The organism is Streptomyces sp. NPDC005485 (assembly GCF_040606085.1).
In the GTDB taxonomy this organism is placed as follows: domain Bacteria; phylum Actinomycetota; class Actinomycetes; order Streptomycetales; family Streptomycetaceae; genus Streptomyces.
On the sequence record NZ_JBEXDZ010000110.1, the window covers coordinates 1 to 15,817 of the forward strand.

At 70.3% G+C, this 15,817-nt stretch carries 19 protein-coding genes; 1 reads left to right on the plus strand and 18 read right to left on the minus strand.

The genetic code is table 11. The features are described 5' to 3' along the window. Positions 1-89 precede the first annotated feature (89 nt). From ABZS97_RS30185 to ABZS97_RS30200, 4 genes are all read right to left on the minus strand, one after another. Positions 90-962 (minus strand): LLM class flavin-dependent oxidoreductase, encoded by an 873-nt coding sequence (locus ABZS97_RS30185; RefSeq protein ID WP_356142668.1) that lies wholly within the window; start codon positions 960-962, stop codon positions 90-92. A 40-nt stretch (positions 963-1,002) separates the two neighbouring features. Beyond that, positions 1,003-1,578 (minus strand): dihydrofolate reductase family protein, encoded by a 576-nt coding sequence (locus tag ABZS97_RS30190; protein WP_356142670.1) that lies wholly within the window; start codon positions 1,576-1,578, stop codon positions 1,003-1,005. 90 nt (positions 1,579-1,668) lie between these two features. Beyond that, the gene (locus ABZS97_RS30195) at positions 1,669-1,905 is read right to left on the minus strand and encodes a hypothetical protein (protein WP_356142672.1); all 237 of its coding nucleotides are present in this window, start codon (positions 1,903-1,905) and stop codon (positions 1,669-1,671) included. Then, positions 1,902-2,198, minus strand: a complete 297-nt coding sequence (locus ABZS97_RS30200; protein ID WP_356142674.1) for a hypothetical protein — start codon at positions 2,196-2,198, stop codon at positions 1,902-1,904. The genes ABZS97_RS30195 and ABZS97_RS30200 overlap by 4 nt, the downstream gene beginning before the upstream one ends. 168 nt (positions 2,199-2,366) lie before the next feature. On the opposite strand from ABZS97_RS30200, the gene ABZS97_RS30205 reads away from it, so the two are divergent. Further along, complete coding sequence (locus ABZS97_RS30205) at positions 2,367-2,615, plus strand: GntR family transcriptional regulator (protein WP_356142678.1); 249 nt, start codon at positions 2,367-2,369, stop codon at positions 2,613-2,615. A 10-nt stretch (positions 2,616-2,625) separates the two neighbouring features. On the opposite strand, the gene ABZS97_RS30210 is transcribed toward ABZS97_RS30205, so the two are convergent. From ABZS97_RS30210 to ABZS97_RS30275, 14 genes are all read right to left on the minus strand, one after another. Next, complete coding sequence (locus tag ABZS97_RS30210) at positions 2,626-4,167, minus strand: hypothetical protein (RefSeq protein ID WP_356142681.1); 1,542 nt, start codon at positions 4,165-4,167, stop codon at positions 2,626-2,628. Positions 4,168-4,171: 4 nt separating this feature from the next. Beyond that, complete coding sequence (locus ABZS97_RS30215) at positions 4,172-4,843, minus strand: OmpA family protein (RefSeq protein WP_356142683.1); 672 nt, start codon at positions 4,841-4,843, stop codon at positions 4,172-4,174. A 2-nt stretch (positions 4,844-4,845) separates the two neighbouring features. Continuing rightward, positions 4,846-5,439 carry a hypothetical protein gene (locus ABZS97_RS30220; RefSeq protein ID WP_356142685.1) on the minus strand — a complete coding sequence of 198 codons (594 nt, stop codon included), beginning with the start codon at positions 5,437-5,439 and terminating at the stop codon, positions 4,846-4,848. Between the two features lie 18 nt (positions 5,440-5,457). Continuing rightward, entirely contained in the window at positions 5,458-6,066 is a 609-nt protein-coding gene (locus tag ABZS97_RS30225) for a pilus assembly protein TadG-related protein (protein ID WP_356142729.1), read from the minus strand. Continuing rightward, positions 6,063-6,263 (minus strand): hypothetical protein, encoded by a 201-nt coding sequence (locus ABZS97_RS30230; protein WP_356142687.1) that lies wholly within the window; start codon positions 6,261-6,263, stop codon positions 6,063-6,065. Before ABZS97_RS30230 ends, ABZS97_RS30225 begins: the two co-directional genes overlap by 4 nt. A 114-nt stretch (positions 6,264-6,377) precedes the next feature. Then, positions 6,378-7,112: a response regulator transcription factor gene (locus tag ABZS97_RS30235; protein ID WP_356142689.1), complete on the minus strand. Its 735-nt coding sequence runs from the start codon at positions 7,110-7,112 to the stop codon at positions 6,378-6,380. Further along, positions 7,105-8,544: an ATP-binding protein gene (locus ABZS97_RS30240; protein WP_356142691.1), complete on the minus strand. Its 1,440-nt coding sequence runs from the start codon at positions 8,542-8,544 to the stop codon at positions 7,105-7,107. Before ABZS97_RS30240 ends, ABZS97_RS30235 begins: the two co-directional genes overlap by 8 nt. Positions 8,545-8,591: 47 nt before the next feature. Then, positions 8,592-9,482, minus strand: a complete 891-nt coding sequence (locus ABZS97_RS30245; RefSeq protein ID WP_356142693.1) for a DUF5936 domain-containing protein — start codon at positions 9,480-9,482, stop codon at positions 8,592-8,594. Positions 9,483-9,495: 13 nt separating this feature from the next. Further along, positions 9,496-10,440 (minus strand): type II secretion system F family protein, encoded by a 945-nt coding sequence (locus ABZS97_RS30250; protein WP_356142695.1) that lies wholly within the window; start codon positions 10,438-10,440, stop codon positions 9,496-9,498. A gap of 43 nt (positions 10,441-10,483) precedes the next feature. Beyond that, positions 10,484-11,824: a CpaF family protein gene (locus tag ABZS97_RS30255; protein ID WP_356142697.1), complete on the minus strand. Its 1,341-nt coding sequence runs from the start codon at positions 11,822-11,824 to the stop codon at positions 10,484-10,486. 26 nt (positions 11,825-11,850) lie between these two features. After that, positions 11,851-12,228, minus strand: a complete 378-nt coding sequence (locus tag ABZS97_RS30260; protein WP_356142699.1) for a TadE family protein — start codon at positions 12,226-12,228, stop codon at positions 11,851-11,853. Next, positions 12,225-13,847 (minus strand): AAA family ATPase, encoded by a 1,623-nt coding sequence (locus ABZS97_RS30265; protein WP_356142701.1) that lies wholly within the window; start codon positions 13,845-13,847, stop codon positions 12,225-12,227. The genes ABZS97_RS30260 and ABZS97_RS30265 overlap by 4 nt, the downstream gene beginning before the upstream one ends. Before the next feature lie 114 nt (positions 13,848-13,961). Then, on the minus strand, positions 13,962-14,675 hold the full coding sequence (gene cpaB, locus ABZS97_RS30270) for a Flp pilus assembly protein CpaB (RefSeq protein WP_356142703.1): 714 nt from the start codon (positions 14,673-14,675) through the stop codon (positions 13,962-13,964). Between the two features lie 170 nt (positions 14,676-14,845). Further along, a complete protein-coding gene (locus tag ABZS97_RS30275) occupies positions 14,846-15,721 on the minus strand; it encodes a hypothetical protein (RefSeq protein WP_356142705.1) in 876 nt (291 codons plus the stop codon). Positions 15,722-15,817 lie beyond the last annotated feature (96 nt).

Genomic DNA, 15,817 nt, shown 5'->3' on the forward strand with positions numbered 1-15,817 from the left:
TCGTACTGGACGTACTTGGGGCTTCGGCCGGTGCGGCGAGGGTGCGTGCCGGGCGCCGTGGGTGCTGTGCGGGACTTTCAAAACACCCCCTAGGGCACCAGCGGGCGCACTTCGTCGACTGCGAAGCGGAGGAAGCGCTCGGGGTCGGGTTCGTCGGCGGTGGGCTGCAGGACGACGGTGTCGGCGCCGGCGTCCGCGAGGCGCTGGACGGCCTTGGCGACCGCGTCCGCGTCCCCGGCGACGCCGTGTTCCGGCAGGGAGTCCTCGCCGCCCGCCTCGATCTCGGCGCGCAGCCGGGCGGCCGCGTCCGGGCCGGTGGCCGTGTGGAGGTAGACGATCACCGGGTGGTGGCCGGTGCGACCCGCCGACTCCCGCCCCTCGTCGATGAGTTGCCGCGCCCGCCGTACGCCCTCGGGTGCGGTGGAGGCGGTGAGGATCGTGCCGTCCGCGTGCGCTCCGGAGAGCCGCAGCGAGCGGGGGCCGGTGGCACCGGCCAGGATGTCCGGGGCCTCGGCCGGCGGCCAGTCGAGGGCGACGTCGTCGAGTTTCACGTACCGCCCGTCCGTGCTGACCCGTTCACCGCGCAGCAGGGCGCGCAGCGCGTCGAGGTACTCGCGCAGCAGCGTGACCGGCGACTCGGCCCGGGCGCCGACCTGTCCCATCCAGTCCTGCACGCCGTGCCCGACACCGATGACGGCGCGCCCCGGGAACAGCCGGTGCAGGGTGGCGGCCTCCATCGCGGTGACGGCGACGTTCCGCAGCGGGACGGGGAGGAGCCCCACGCCGATCCGGACGCGTTCCGTCCAGGCGAGGGCGGCGGCCGCGGCCGAGATCCCGCCTTCGAGGAAGCAGTCCTCCCACAGCCACAGCTCCTCCAGCCCGGATTCGTCGGCGAGCCGGGCCATCGCGCGCAGTCGCTCGGGGGGCAGTTGGGGTCGGAACACAACACCGAGTCCAGTCATACGGCCTTCCTACCGACCCTCCGCCCGACGGACAACCGCTTTACGTCTCAGGCGTGTTGGCACGCTCGTAGCGCAGCAGTACGACTCCGTTGCCGAAGGTCCGTGTCTCGGCGAGCCGGAGCATGGTCAGGGCGTCGGCATCCGGGAAGAGCCGCTTGCCACGGCCGAGGATGACCGGGTGGACGTACACCCGGAACTCGTCCACCAGGTCGTGCCGCAGGAACGTCGCGGCGAGATCGGCACCGCCGAGTCCGAGGTCCCCGCCCGGCTGCGCCGTGAGGGCCCGCACCTCCTCGGGAACCACCTCCCGCACGACGGTGGTGTTCCAGTCGGCCCGCTCCAGCGTCCGCGAGTACACGACCTTGGGCATGTCCCGCCAGATACCCGAGAACTCGACCATGACCGGCGTACTGCCCGGATCCTTGTCCGCGGTCGGCCAGAAGTCGGCCATCAACTCGTGCGTGACCCGCCCGCTCAGCAGTCCGCCGAGCTTGCGGACCTCGTCGTTGAAGTGCTGGTGCAGTTCCTCGTCGACCTGGTGCCAGTCGATCTCGCGGTGCGGCCCCTCGATGAATCCGTCGAGGGACACGGACATCATCAGGACGATCTTTCGCATGGCGGACCTCGCTGAGGGGGAGAGGAAGGGGCGCCGCGAGGGGCGCCCGCGCCTCTCCAGTGTCGTGGTTCCGCAGCGCCTCGGCGAGAGTTACCCGCTCCGTCCGGGCTGACGGCACGCGGGCGGGAAGGCCGTGGCTCTCGGGGTGGCGTCGGGGAGGTCCAGGACATCGGTCACGGGTGGGTAGTGGTCCGCGCAGGCCGGGCAGGCGTAGACGTTGAACCCGGGGCCGCTCGCGGCGTGGACCTCGTGGACCAGGACCGGGTCCTCGGTTGTGCGTTCGCAGCGGGCGCACATACGGACCGGGCGGCGCACGGGGCCGGTCATCGGGGCGCCCCCACGGGCACGGGGATGCCGTGGATGTGGTCCGGTCCCACGTCGATGCCGAGGGTCGCCAGGTACAGGGCGCGGCGTCGGTCGCGTTGGTGGCGGCGTTCGTCAGGGGTGAGGAGGTAGGGGCGTACGAGGGCGGACGCAGTGCCGTCGAGCAGTTCCGTGAAGCGGGGCGGAGGCGGGGTGAAGCGCAGGGCGGGCACCGCTCCGACGCGGTGTCGGCCGCGGGGGCGGGGTGTGCAGATGCTCAGCATCCGGGCCAGGAGTCTGACGGTAAGGTCCAGCATGTCGACGCTCCGGTTTCTCTTTCAGCGTTGGCCATGCCCCCGGGCCGTACCAGCGGTCGCGGGGGCGTCTGTCGCCCCACGGTAGGCCAACCTGTAAATGCCTGTCTATACCTAGCTTATTAAAGGGGCCGCTATGCACGCAGCTATGCCCCTACGTACAGTCCACCTGTGTTCGAATTCGACCCGACGAGGCCCAAGTGGCACCAGATCGCCGAGGTGGTCCGGGCGAGGATCGCCGGCGGTGAGTACCCCGTACGCGGGCTCATCTCGGAAGTGAAGCTGGAGCAGGAGTTTGACGTGTCTCGCGTGACCGTACGCAAAGCCACTGCAGCCCTGCGCGAAGAGGGCCTCATCACCACGACTCCCGGCATGGGCTCCTTCGTGGCCGGCCCTCCGCCCGACGCCCCCGCCGAGTAGGCAGTCGCCCTCAGGAACAGGGCGCCGAGGGAGTCGCCGTCGGGGCGATTCTCAGGCGGGCCAGCGGGAGCTTCAGGGCGTGGCCTTGGTCCGGGGCGTTCCTGGGGCCTGGTTCCCAGAGGACGACCGTGCCGTCGGAGTCGCCGAGCATGAGGTAGGGGCGGGTCGGGCTGAACTCGCCTCCCTGGACCGGGATTTCGCCCGGTTTGCTGTCGGCCAGGGGGCTCGCGCAGACCCATTGCGGCTCGATGCCGTAGTACGGAGCCGGAGTCCCGCCCCGGGCGGCTGCTCGGCGGGCGGCGATTCCGGCATCGTGCGCGGGGCCGATGACGACTGCCTGACCGGCAATGAGCGCCGCGACGATCAGCAACGCCATCAGGGAGATCCCGAACAGCGTGCGGTCCTCCACGCTCCAGTGCATATGCCGTATGTAGCCGTACAACGCCGGGCCGATGAGCAGGACCAGGACGACCGCCACCCAGCGGAGCGCGGCGAACAGCTGCCAGTACGCCGGTACGCCCACGTCCCCGAGGCTCACGCCGAACACGTCCAGGTACGTGAGGTGGACGAACGATCCGACGCCGGGGAACGCGCCGAACGCGAACGGCAGCAGGGCGGGGAGCACCCATGGCACCCAGGTGCGCCAGGACCGCTGGCGGATGAACAGGAAGAGGCCGCGCAGGAGGAGAAAGACCAGGGCGGTGGCCGGAAGTTCCCAGGCGTCGGAACCGTCTCCGTCCATACCCACCCCGAAGCCGCACACCAGCATCCCCGCAGTGGACATGAGGACGAGCCCGCTGTCGTCCTTGCTCCACGCCTCCAGGTTCTGCCAACGCCGCCGGAGCAGCACCAGAGCGAAACCCGCGCCCACCAGCACGAGGGTGACGATCGACAGCACCGTGCCCGCGGTGCTCTCGCGATTCAGGGCATAGCCCAGCATCGCCGCCCCCATCGCCGTGGCGACGATCAGGTAGATGAGGCGCCTCCACACCGCCCGGTTACCCCACCGCATGGCCTGGGGCCGCTCAGGGTTCCGCTTCTGGCTCCGCACCCGGATTCCGGGTGGCGCCGGCGCCTTACCGGGCAGCGTGCGGCGCGCCAGCCGCAGCGCCTCCGCCTCGCTCTCCGCGCGCACCTGGCGGCCGGTGTCACGCAGACGGAGTCGCACGGCCGTCCGGCGCACGCAGGACCACGCCCAGGCGGGGACGAAGGCGGGGGGCGCCGTCGGAGGGTCCACGTACACGTACCAGAGCGGGCGGTCCCTGCTGTCCGGCTCCAGTCGGTCCGTCGCGCGGACATGGAGGTCGAGGTGGCGGCCCCGGCCGACCTGTTCGACCTGAAGCCGTGCGCCGCGCACGGCCCCGCCGTACGTGCCCGGCAGCCGTATCTCCACCGTGTACTGCACGACGCACAGCTCACGCCCCGTCGGATGCGCGGGCTGCTCCAGGATCGCCCAGCCGTTCTGGACGCATGCCTCCTCGAAGAGCTCGCAGTCCGTACGCAGGCCCTTGATGCTGACGAGTACGACGATGCGGTGGTCGAACCTGGTCAAGGAGTCAGCCCTGCTCGCTACCGCTGCCGCTGTCGCTGTTCTTGTCGTCCGCGGACGAGCCCCTCGGGAACGTCACCTCCACGCGGCGGTTCTTCCTGCGGCCCTGCTCCGAGGTGTTGTCGGCGATCGGGTAGTCCTCGCTGTAGCCGCGTACCTCGAAGGTGACGTCCTCGTCGGAGCCGAGCGCGGACGCCAGTTGGTCGTGGACCGCCTCCGCGCGCTTCTTGGAGAGCGTCAGGCCGTGCGCGTACGAGCCGAGGTTGTCCGTGAATCCGAACACCCTGACCGTCGAGGCGTTCTGCGCCTTGATCTCGTCCGCGATCGCCTGGATACGGGACTTGGCCTCGGGGTTCAGCTTCGAGCTGTCCTTGGGGAACAGGACCTCCGCCTGCAGCGCGAACGTCACGTCCTCGTTCGTGTCCTCCCGGCGCTCCTCACCCCCGAGATCTTCTACGACCGACTTGATGTCCAGGACCTTGGCGGGGGCGAGGGTCGCGCCGTCCGCGAGCTTCAGGCCCGGGCTGTTGGCGTCCACTTCGGGGGGTGGGGAGGTTGTGACGCTGCCCGGGGGCGCACTGGGGTCGTCGTCGTCCGCGTACGCCGGGGCTCCCAGCGTCAGCGTGGCCAGCACGGCAAGGGCCGTGAGCGTGACGCCGGAGCGGGGGGTGAGGGCCATGGCTACTCGCCCTCGGAGAGTTCGATGGAGGCGGGGGGCATGGAGCCGACTTGGAAGTCGAGCTTTGTGGTGCCTTCGGGTGGGGCGGGGAATTGGGCGAACCACTGCGTGCTTGCCCCGGCTCCGACCCCTCCGGTGAATTGTGTGCAGAGGCATCGTCCTGAGGTGTCACGCAGGACGAGGTACTTCTTCTTGCCCTTCTGGTCCACCAGGCTGGCACCCGCCATAGAGCCGCCGTTCTTCGCCAACTCGCGCTCATCACCACGCCAGTTACCCATGGCGAGGGCACCATCGGTGCCGTTTGTCACCGTTCCCTCCACCGTGACGAAGCCCCCCTCATCACGTTTGGCGGAAGAAATGGAGAGCGTGATGCCGTTCTCCCCCTTCACCTCCGCCAGCACCTCACTCGTATCTGGCGTCTTTGACGCCTTTCCACCAGTCGAACTGGAACCCGCGGAGGGAGTCGAGGATGACGGTCCCTTGTCCGACTTGTCGTCGCCGCCCCCGCCACAGCCGGCCACGGCGAAAAGCAACGCAGTAGTGATCGCCACTGTGGACAGCGCCCTGCGGCCCTTCGTGGTGCACCGGAGATCCATCGGTACGACTTCCTCTCACTAGGCCAGATGCACAGAGAACAGCACGGACGCGTCAGGAAGGTCGTCCGGATCGAAATCTTCGGGGTCGATGTTCACGATCTCGCCATCACAGTCCAGCTCGACGGACTTCTTGGGATCCGCGTCCAGGTCGAAATCACAGCGCGGCTGGATGACGGCTACGGCATGGGCCCTGGCCTGCATGCCCTCCGTACCTGGGATGATCGAATCACCGACGGTGTAGTTGGTCTGGATGTCGGCCCGGTATCCGGGATAGCCGCTACTCACAACCTGCTGCACACCGCCCTCGAGAGTCGCGTCGTTCTCCGCCGCCAACTCCTGAGCCGCCGCCGCGGCTCCCGTACCGGCAGGATTCAACCCGCCATCCAGCCAGTCCAGCCAGTTGTCGTCCTGGCCGATGGCGCCGCCCAGTTGGTCCATCAGCTCGTCCCGGGCGTCCTGCGCCGCCGCCAACGCAGCAGCGTCCGCCGCAGATTGAGCTCCATTGCGGGCGGACGCTGCTTGGGCGAACGCGAAGAAGGCGAACGCGACGAAGAGCAGAATCCCCGTCAGCCAGATGTAGATGGGGAGCGTCTGCCCTCGATCGCTTGCCAGGCGTACGGCGGTCAGCCGCCGATCACGTCGTTCACGGCGTTCAGGATCGCGTTGGAGATCAACCCGTCCAACCCCAGCCCGTCGATCAACGTAAAGATCCCCGCAATAATGATCATCAGCCCCGCATACTCCACAAACCCGGCCCCCGCGTCCCGCTCCCCGCCCCGCATCCGGGAGACGACGGTCCGCGTCCACCTCTCGAAGCTGCTCATCGTCACTGTCCTCCCACCCGACGCCACTACCGACCCGAGCACCGTACGTGAGACCCCGCCTACTCCGGGTGGGTCCAGGGGCCCAACTTCTCCTGGACGGTGGGCGAATCGGAGTCATCGAGTCCACCCCTCGTGGGCGGTGCCCAGCCAGTGGGCGATGGCTTCGCTGCGGGAGGAACTGTGCAGCTTTGCGAAGATGCGGTTGATGTGGTTCTTGACGGTCTTCTCGCTGATGAAGCAGGCGGCGGCGATCTGCTGGTTGTTCATGCCGGACGCGATGTGATCCATGACCTCCACCTCCCGTGAACTCAGGCCGAAGTCCGGCTGATTGGGGGTGTGGCGGTGAAGTGCCGCCACATGTGCGAGTCGAGCCGCTGAAGACTCTGCCATAACTGGTTGCACTTGCGAAGAGTGTTCACGGAGTTCGTAGGAAACGCCGAGCGAGGATGAGACAGTGGGCCTGCCCTCCCTCATGTCCCTTACCGCCGCGATGAGTTCAGGGGCCGTGAACTCGCCGTGGATCAGGTAACCGGACGCGCCGCGGCGCATCGCCTCTGCCACGACCTCGGGTTCTCGGCTGTACGTCAGCATCATCACCGGGGCCAGGCGGGCCAGTCCGGGAAGGGCGGTGAGGCCGTCGGTGCCGGGCATGCGGACGTCCAGGAGGACCACGTCGGGATGGAGGCGGGCCGCGGAGGACAGGGCCTTCTCGCCATCGGGTTCGGCCGCTACGACCTCGATGTCGGGGTGGGCGCTCAGCAGGGCCGTCAGTCCGGCTCGTACGACGGGGTTGTCGTCGGCGACGAGTACGCGCAGGGATGGACCGACGAGAAGGTGCTGGTCAGGCATGTGCGGCCTCCTCTTGGGAAGCGTGGGGAGCGGAGGGAGCGGAGCGGGAGGAAGGAGCGGACGACGGGAGCGGGAGGTGTACCGCCACCTCGGTGCCGCCGGAGGCGCGGCGGCTCAGGTGCAGGGAGCCGCCGAGCGACGCGGCGCGTTCCGCCATGCCGAGCAGCCCGAAGTGGCCGGTTCTGGTCAGGTCGTCGAGAGCGATGCCGGACGGGAGTCCGGCTCCGTCGTCCCGTACGCGGAGGTCCAATTCCGTGTCGGAGGCTTCGAGTTCGACCTCCACATGGGCTGCCCTCGCGTGGCGGTGCGCGTTCTCCAGCGCCTCGGAGACGATCGCCAGGAGGTGGTGTGTGGTGGGGCGCGGGAGGGGTCGGGCGTCGGGCGGGGGGTGGTAGGTCGCGCTGATGCCGGTGCGGGTGGTGAACTCCGCCACCTGAGCGGCGAGTTCTGCCGTCAGGGTTGGCGGCGGTGCGGTCAGGTCCGTTCGGTGGCGCAGGTCCGAGAGCAGGTCCCGGGATTCGGCGGCGGCCCTGCGGGCCGCGCCCGCCACCACCGTCGCCTGGCGCTTGAGCACACCCGGGTCGCAGGAGTCCGCCGACGTCGCGAGGGCGTCCGCAGCGAGGGCCAGGCCGTGCAGGGTCTTCGCCACCGAGTCGTGCATCTCGCGGGCCAGGCGGGCCCGTTCGGATTCCACCGCCTCCGCGACCGCCAGCCGTGACATCGCCTCCGACAGCGCCTGACTCGCCGTACCGAAGCGGAACATCAGGTTGCGCAGGGTGACGCCGATGATGCCGGCGCCGATGCAGAAGCCCGCGATGAGGAGAGTGCTCGCACCGGATCCGGGGCGGTGCTCCCAGGCCCGGTACACCGTCAGCAGTACGACCAGCTGGAGCCCCGTGAAGATGCCCGAGCCGCGCCAGCCGTAGAGGAGGCCCGCGAGGAGCGGGGTGCACACCGTCGCGTACGCGAGGGGTGAGGCGGGGGACGCGGTGAGGAGGAGAATCGCTCCGAACGTCAGGTCCGCGGCGAGCAGCGTGGGGTGGGCGAGGAGCCGGGGGGCCAGCCGGTCCCAGTCCCTGAGCATGGCGTACGAGCCCATGATGCCGAGGACGGCCGCGGCCAGGACGCCGTAGCGGGCGGGGGCGCCTGTTGCGTTGGTCATCGCGAAGGGGGTGCCTATCGCGATGGCTGCGAGGCGTACGGCGAATGCCTGGCGACACAGGGCCTGCAGGGCGTTGAGCTGGAGGCGGACGTTTCCCGGGGCGGGGGCGTCGTCCGCGAGGTACCCGGCGTTTCCCCCTGGCCAACCTCTGCTGGTGGCTGGCCCCTGTTTGACGTACCCGGGGTGGGGGTTGCCGTCGAGGTGGGATGGCGAGCCCGGCACCTGCGGGGTGCCGCTGTGCCCACCCGTGCCGCCCCTGGCGGCACGCATGCCCACAGCTACGACGATTCCCCGCAGTGGCACGGCCCAGCCCCCCATCATCGCCCCAGAATCGAGCCGAAGTTGGTCCCCGAACCCAGGAACATGCCCGTCGCGATCAGGATCATCGTTGCCGGGAGCATGAAGACGAGGGTGACCAACGTGGCCTTGGGGATGGTGCGGGCCGCGCGGCGGCGGGCGTTCTGGGCGTCGGTGCGGCGCATGTCCGTGGCCAGTTGGATCAGCGTCTCCGCGATGGGGGAACCCAGCTCCTCGCCCTGCTGGAGCGCCGAGACGAACTGGGCGACCTGTTCCGAGGAGTTGCGGCGGCGGAGTTCGTCGAAGGCCTGGCGGCGGCTGACGCCCATGTCCATCTGGCGCAGCGTGATCCTCAACTCGTCGGCCCACGGACCCTCGTACTTCTCGGCGACCCGGTCCAGTGCCTGGCGGAAGCCGAGGCCCGCCGAGACGACGACCGCGAGGACGTCCAGGAAGTCGGGGAGGGTGCGGTCGATGACCTCCTTGCGTTCGCGGATGGCCTGCCAGATGAGCCCGTCGGCGGCCATCAGGCCGAAGGCCAGCGTCAGGACGGCGAAGAGGAGTTGGCCGTTGGAGAGGAAGACGAGGCCGAGGACGACGCCGAAGATGCCGTACACCGCGCGGCGGGCCGCGTACCGGTTCAGTGTCAGGCCGCCCGGGTTGCCCGCCATGTCGATGCGGCGGCGCTTGGCGTCGACACGGCGGGGGCCCATCAGGCGCAGGACCATGGGCGCGAAGCGCATGCCAAGACGGTCGACGACCGAGTCCGCCTTGGAGACGCGGGTCCCGCCGACCTCCAGGGCGAGCGCGAGGTCGCCGGGCAGCTTGGCGTCGGCGCGGATCATGCGGATGCCGAGGAGGACGCCCGCGACGGACACGGCCATCGCGAGGGCGAGCAGCAGCGAGAGCATCGTGACTCCTCCCTCAGACTTCGATCTTGCCGAGTCGGCGGATGACGAAGAAGCCGACGGTGTACAGGCCCAGCGAGACCAGCACCAGACCCTGGCCGAGCGGGGAGCCTGTGACGCGGGCCAGCGCGCCCTCGTTCGAGGAGTTGATCAGGACGAGGGAGCCGAGGCCGAGGAGCGGCACGGTGAAGGCCGTCGCGTTGACCTCGGAGAGCATGGTGCGGATCTCGCGGCGGGTCTCCTTGCGGTCCTCCAGCGTCTGGGTGAGGTTGCGCAGTGAGCTGACGACCGATCCGCCCGCCTTGTTGGCGAGGACGAGGGTGGTGACGAGGACGATCAGTTCGCGGGAGGGGAGGCGCTCGGCGAGTTCGCCCAGGGCGTCGTCGATGGTCCTGCCCAGGGACAACTGGTCGGCGACATGGGCGAGTTCCTCGCCGGCCGGGGCCTCCAGCTCCTCCGCCGCCATCGCCAGGGCCGTCCGCAGGGCGAGCCCCGCGGCGGTGGCGTTGGCCAGCAGGCGGGCCACGTCCGGCAGTTGGTTGATGAAGGCCTCGATGCGTTTCTGGCGTTGCCAGTTGAGGAAGATGGCCGCGCTCCACACCACCACGAAGGCGGCGATGGGCCCGAAGAAGGGGGCGAGCGTCGCCGCCGCGAGCAGCCAGAGCGCCACGATGACGACGGCGACGTAGGTGGCGAACTCCCCCGCCGTGACGTCGAGTCCCGTCGCCGACAGGCGCAGGTGGATGGTGCGGCCCAGGCGGGTCCGGCGCAGCCTGCGGTCGATCGAGGCGAAGCGGCGGACACGGCCGGCGGCCGTGCGCAGGGGGCCGCCTGAGGAGAGACGGTCGACGAGGGCCTGGCGCTGGGCGCGACCCGAGGCGTACGTGTGCACGCCCGCGACGGCGAGCGCCCCGCACAAGGCGGTGGCACCGAGGGCGAGGAGAGCCGCCTCACTGTTCACGACTCGCACCTCCTGAGAGTTGTCCGCAGGAACCCCGTCAGCGTCATCCGATGGCCTGCCTCGTGTTCAGTACGTCGATGGCCTCGGCTACGCCGAAGGCCTGGGGCAGCGGTTCGCCCGCGACGTACAGCTTCTCCGCGACCGGGCGGGGCAGCGGGAGGTGCTCGAAGTGGCCGTGGACGACGCGGTCGGGGCCGATGGGGCGGGGGACGAAGCGGGTGACGGGCGCGATGCGGAACTGTTCGCGGCCGTGCGAGACGAGCAGCACGATCTCGGCGATCTTGCGGGAACCGTCCGCGTGGCGGGCGAGTTGGACGACGACGTCGACCGCGGAGTTGATCTGGTCCTTCAGCGCCTCGAAGGGGATCTGGACCTCGGACATCGAGCCGAGGGTCTGCAGCCGCATCAGGGCGTCCTCGGCGGAGTTGGAGTGCACGGTGGCGAGGGAGCCGTCGTGGCCGGTCGACATGGCCTGGAGCATGTCGAGGGTCTCGCCGCCGCGGACCTCACCGACGATGATGCGGTCGGGGCGCATGCGCAGGGAGTTGCGGACCAGGTCGCGGATGGTGATCTGGCCCTTGCCCTCGACGTTCGCGGGGCGGGACTCCAGGCGGATCACGTGCTCCTGCTGGAGCTGGAGTTCGGCCGAGTCCTCGATGGTGATGATGCGCTCGTGCGAGGGGATCAGCCCGGAGAGGGCGTTCAGCAGGGTGGTCTTGCCCGAGCCGGTACCGCCGCTGACGATGACGTTGAAGCGGGCCCGGACGAAGGCCGCGAGGAGCATCAGCATCTGTTCGTCGAGCGAGCCCAGGCCGATGAGTTCGGGGAGGGTGTAGGCGCGCGGGAAGCGGCGGATCGTGAGGGTCGGGCCGGTGAGGGCGAGCGGCGGGATGATGACGTTGACGCGCTCGCCGGTGGGGAGGCGGGCGTCGACCATCGGGTTGGACTCGTCCACCCGCCGGTTGACCGTCGAGACGATGCGCTCGATGGTCTGCATGAGCTGCTCGTTGGAGGCGAATCTCAGGGGGAGTTGCTCCACCCGGCCGCCTCGTTCCACGAAGATCGAGTCCGGGCCGTTGACCATGATCTCGGTGATCGACGCGTCGGCGAGGAGCGGTTCGAGGACGCCGAGGCCGAGCGCCTCGTCCACGACCCGGCGGATCAGCTGGGAGCGCTCGGAGGAGGAGAGGACGGGGCCCTCGCGGCTGATGATGTGGCCGAGCACGCGCTCCAGGCGCACCCGGCGCTCGGCCGCCGCCAGGCTCGACATCTCGGCGAGGTCGATCTCTTCGAGGAGCTTGGCGCGGTAGACGGCGACGAGATGTCCGTCCTCGCGGTCGGGGCCCTTCTCGTCGGGGGCGGCTATGCGGGAACGCAGGCTCATGTCGTCAACTCCTCTCTTCGTTCTGTTCAGTCGTCGTTGTCGTTGGGCATGGTGGCCGAGCGCTGGACGTCCCAGCCGCCGCCGAACAAGGGAATGACCGAGGGGACGTGGACGATGACGGTCGCGGTGGTGGTGTCGGCACCCCTCGCCGGCGGCGGTACGTCCGGGTCCAGCCATCCACTGACGGAAGCGGCCCCGGCTGCCGACCCGTCCCCGTCCTGCGAAGCCACCCGAGCCGCCGCCCGCGCCCCCGATCCCGCCTGGTTGATGCCGTACCCGACCAGCCCGAGCTGGATGGCCGCCATGCCGATGACCAGGAGGATGGGCAGGAATCCGGCGAACTCCAGCATCGAGACGCCCCGGTCGTCCCGGAGCCGTTTGAGCAGCCGACTCAGGCGCCTCATCCGTCGTCCCCCTCCAGCGCGGCGCCCGCCGTCCCGTCGACGTGCCATCCCGCGTCGAAGCCCGGGAAGAACAGCGGTACGTCCACCGTGACCGTCGCCTTCATGACGGAGCCGTCCACGCCGCAGTTGATGTCCGCGCCCTGCCAGGCGCCCGGCAGATGCCCGCTCCCGGCCGTCTGGCACGCCCCGCCGACGTCGCCGTCGACCGCGTACGCCGCCGTAGCCGCCCGCGCCGCCTCGTCCGCCGCGTTTCCGGCGAGGGAGTACGTGTAGCCGTACAGCACGCACTGCCACAGGATGGTCATCACGACGAGCAGCAGCGGGAACATTCCGGCGAATTCGAGGGTGACCGCGCCCCGGTCGCCGCCCTTGCGGCGCAGGGCGAGGGCACCCCGGTCGGCGGAGGAGCCCTTGCGGCGTCGGCCGCCGCCTCCGCCGCTCTCGGGTACGGCGACGAGCCCCAGCTCTCCAGCCAGCGCCCACAGCGCCTGCTTGACCGTCGAGCGGGCGTCCAGGTCCTGGAGGCGGCCCGCGTCGACGACGGAGTGGAGTTCCTTGAAGGCGGCCGGGACGGCGGCGCGGGCCACCTTGGTGCCGGTGACCTTCTCGACGAGGGCGGGCTGGATCTCCGTACCGCGGGAGTGGCGGTTGACGACGGTGAGCGTCTCCTCGGCCTTGCGGATCTGGAGGCGGTCCCACATGCGGACCATGCGTTTGGCGGCGCGGACGGCGATCACGTCGGGGGTCACGAGGAGCAGCGCCTGATCGGCCATCTCCACCGCCGCCGCGGTCGCGGAGTTCATCTGGGAGCCGCAGTCGACGACCACGACGTCGTGGCGGGAGCGCAGGGCCCCGAGGATCTGCCGGGCCACCCGGTCGGTGACCTCCTCGCCGCGCTCGCCCTCGGCGGGGGCCAGCAGCAGGGCGACGCCGCTGTCGTGGGTGTAGACGGCGTCCTGGAGGACGCGCGGGTTGATGTCGGCGATGCCCGCGAGGTCGGCGACCGACCTGCGGAACTGGACGTCCAGGTACGACGCCACGTCCCCGGACTGGAGGTCCAGGTCGATCAGGGCGACCGTACGGCCGGACGCCTGGGCGGCGAGGGCGAGTTGGACGGCGGTGACGGTCGCGCCGACTCCGCCCTTGGCGCCGGTGACGGTGACGACGGTGCCGCCGGGGCCGGTGTACAGCTCGGGTGTGCCGCTGCCGAGGTGGCGGCGCATGCCGAGGGACCAGGCGGCGGCGGCCTGGACGCGTTCGGCGAGGGCGTCGTAGCCCAGCGGCAGGCCGATGATGCCGCGGGCGCCGGAGTCCATCGCGGCGGTCAGTACGCCGGTGCTGGTGTCGGCGGTGATCAGGACGACGCCGACCGCCGGGAAGCGCATCACCACGTCGCGGACGACGTCGAGCGCCGGGACGGGGCCTATCCGCTCGTGGACGAGGACGACCTCGGGCAGCTCGTCCAGGGACTCGGCGGCCAGGCGCGCGAGGGTGTCGAGGAGCGCCGTCGAGTCGGGGACGGGCGGGGCGGGTTCGGCGTCGGCGAGCTGGCTGAGCAGGGTGGTCAGGGCGCGGGCCGAGTCGATGTCGCCGACGGCGGGGAGGATGCGGATGGTCATCGGCGGGTCCCACTACGGCGGGTCGCGGCGGCCCCATGGGAGATACGGCGGATCGCAGCGAGTCGATGGGCCCTGCGACGGGTCCCAGCGGGAGCGGTCGTCATGCGCGGCCTCCTACTTGTCCTCGTCGAGGGTGTACGTGCGGTCGCCGGGCGGGACGGTCGTGCCGGCGCCGCCCGCGACCAGGGCGAGCCGGACGTGTTCGGCGAACGATTCGGCGTACGCGACGCGTTGGGCGTCGGCGGTGTCGAGCGCGAAGGTGATGGGGACGGCCTCGGTGGCCGTGCGGCGCCGGTCGTTGCTGGACTGGCCGGGGTCGAGGGCGGTCAGCTTGCCGACGTCGATGACGCGGGCGTTCTCGACGATGACCTTGGACTGGTCGGCGCCCTTCTCGTTCTCGGCCTTGAAGGTGGCGTAGATGTTGACCCGCGAGCCCGGGTTGATCTTGCCCGCGACGCCGGTCGCCGCGTCGATCATGATGGCGATCTCCTGCTGGCCCGGCGCCAGTTCGGGCCGGTTCACGATCATGTCGGTCTGCAGCAGGGAGCCCTTCTGCAGCTTCGTCACCGCGATCTTGCCGCGGATCTGGGAGAGGCTGGTGACGGCCGTGCTCGACAGCCAGCGCTCGGGCATCGAGACCTTCTCGAACTGGTCGGCCGACAGCTCCTTGTAGGGCGCGATGTCGCTCCTGAGGCGGTACGCCGCCACCTCAGGGCCGACCTTCGAGTTCACGTCACGGATCACCGAGAGCACTCCGGCGAACGCGCCGACGGCGGCTAGGGCCGAGAGGACCAGCAGGATGACGCCGCGGCGCTGGCGCGAGTTCATGAGATCTCACCTCGTGGAGCGGTGCCGGGTACGGGAGCGGGCCTGCGTTTCGGCCGGGGGTCCGGGGGTGACCCCCCGGGGTGATGCAGCATGACCTGGACAACCTCGATCGGAGCGGGGGACAGCGGGGTCGAGCGGTCGTGCCTGGTACTCAGGAGTGCTCAGGGTGCTTATGTGGCGCCTCGGGGCAGAGCGCGTACCGAGGTACCTGCCCGGACGGGGGCCGTCGGAAGCTCCGGCGGGGGTGGCAGCGGTGCCGAGCAGAACCCGCAGCGGTCACCGATGAGTTCGAGGCCGCACCAGTGGCACTCCTCCCGTCGCACGGACGACACGAGCTGGTAGAGCACGGAGACGTCGTGCAGTCCGGCGGCGAACTCGGCGATCCTGGTGGTGCCCCACCAGCGCGCGGACTCCTCGGGCAGCGGCACCGTGGTGACGCCCTGCACGTTCCAGCCGGGGGCGAGGGTGGCCGCGACCCAGTCGGAGGGCGGCTGACCGGCGGCGACGAGCATCCGGGTGCCGAACTCGGGGCCCGCGAGCTCCTCCTGCCCCACGCGTACGAGTTGGGGCCGCGGGTTGGCCAGTACGGCGAACTGGGCGCCCGGGACCCAGGACTTGGCGTGGGACTTCAGCGACACCGGCACCCGGTCGAGCTTGGCGACCGAGCCGAGCAGGGCCCCTGCGTAGATGTAGTGGGCGAGCAGCCGGGCGGCGGAGGCGAGCACGCCGGGGCTGAAGTCGCAGACGGACAGCTGCCTCAACTGCTGGGCGAGGAGGGCGAGTCCGAGGGGCGGCAAATCAATGCCGAGCAGGGCGATGCGGTCGCTCTCCAGCACCGAGCGGACGGTGTGCAGCCGCCGGGTGAGGTCACCGGAGACGGAGGCGGGGTAGAGGGCGATCACATAGCCGTGCTGCTCGATGAGCGCGTGCATCCCGACGAGGGAGCTCTCCAGCGTGTCCAGCGGCTGGACGACGGCGGGCGGGGTCTGGCGGTCGTGCGGTGGCAGCACCAGGTCGGGACTGGTGACGGCTATCGCGGTCGGCACGCTGCACACACCCCGTTCGCTGCGGCGGGCCTTTTCCTGCGGCGGAGTGGTCGACACCGCCCCAGAACGCCCCTGTGACGTCCTTCTGCATCGTCC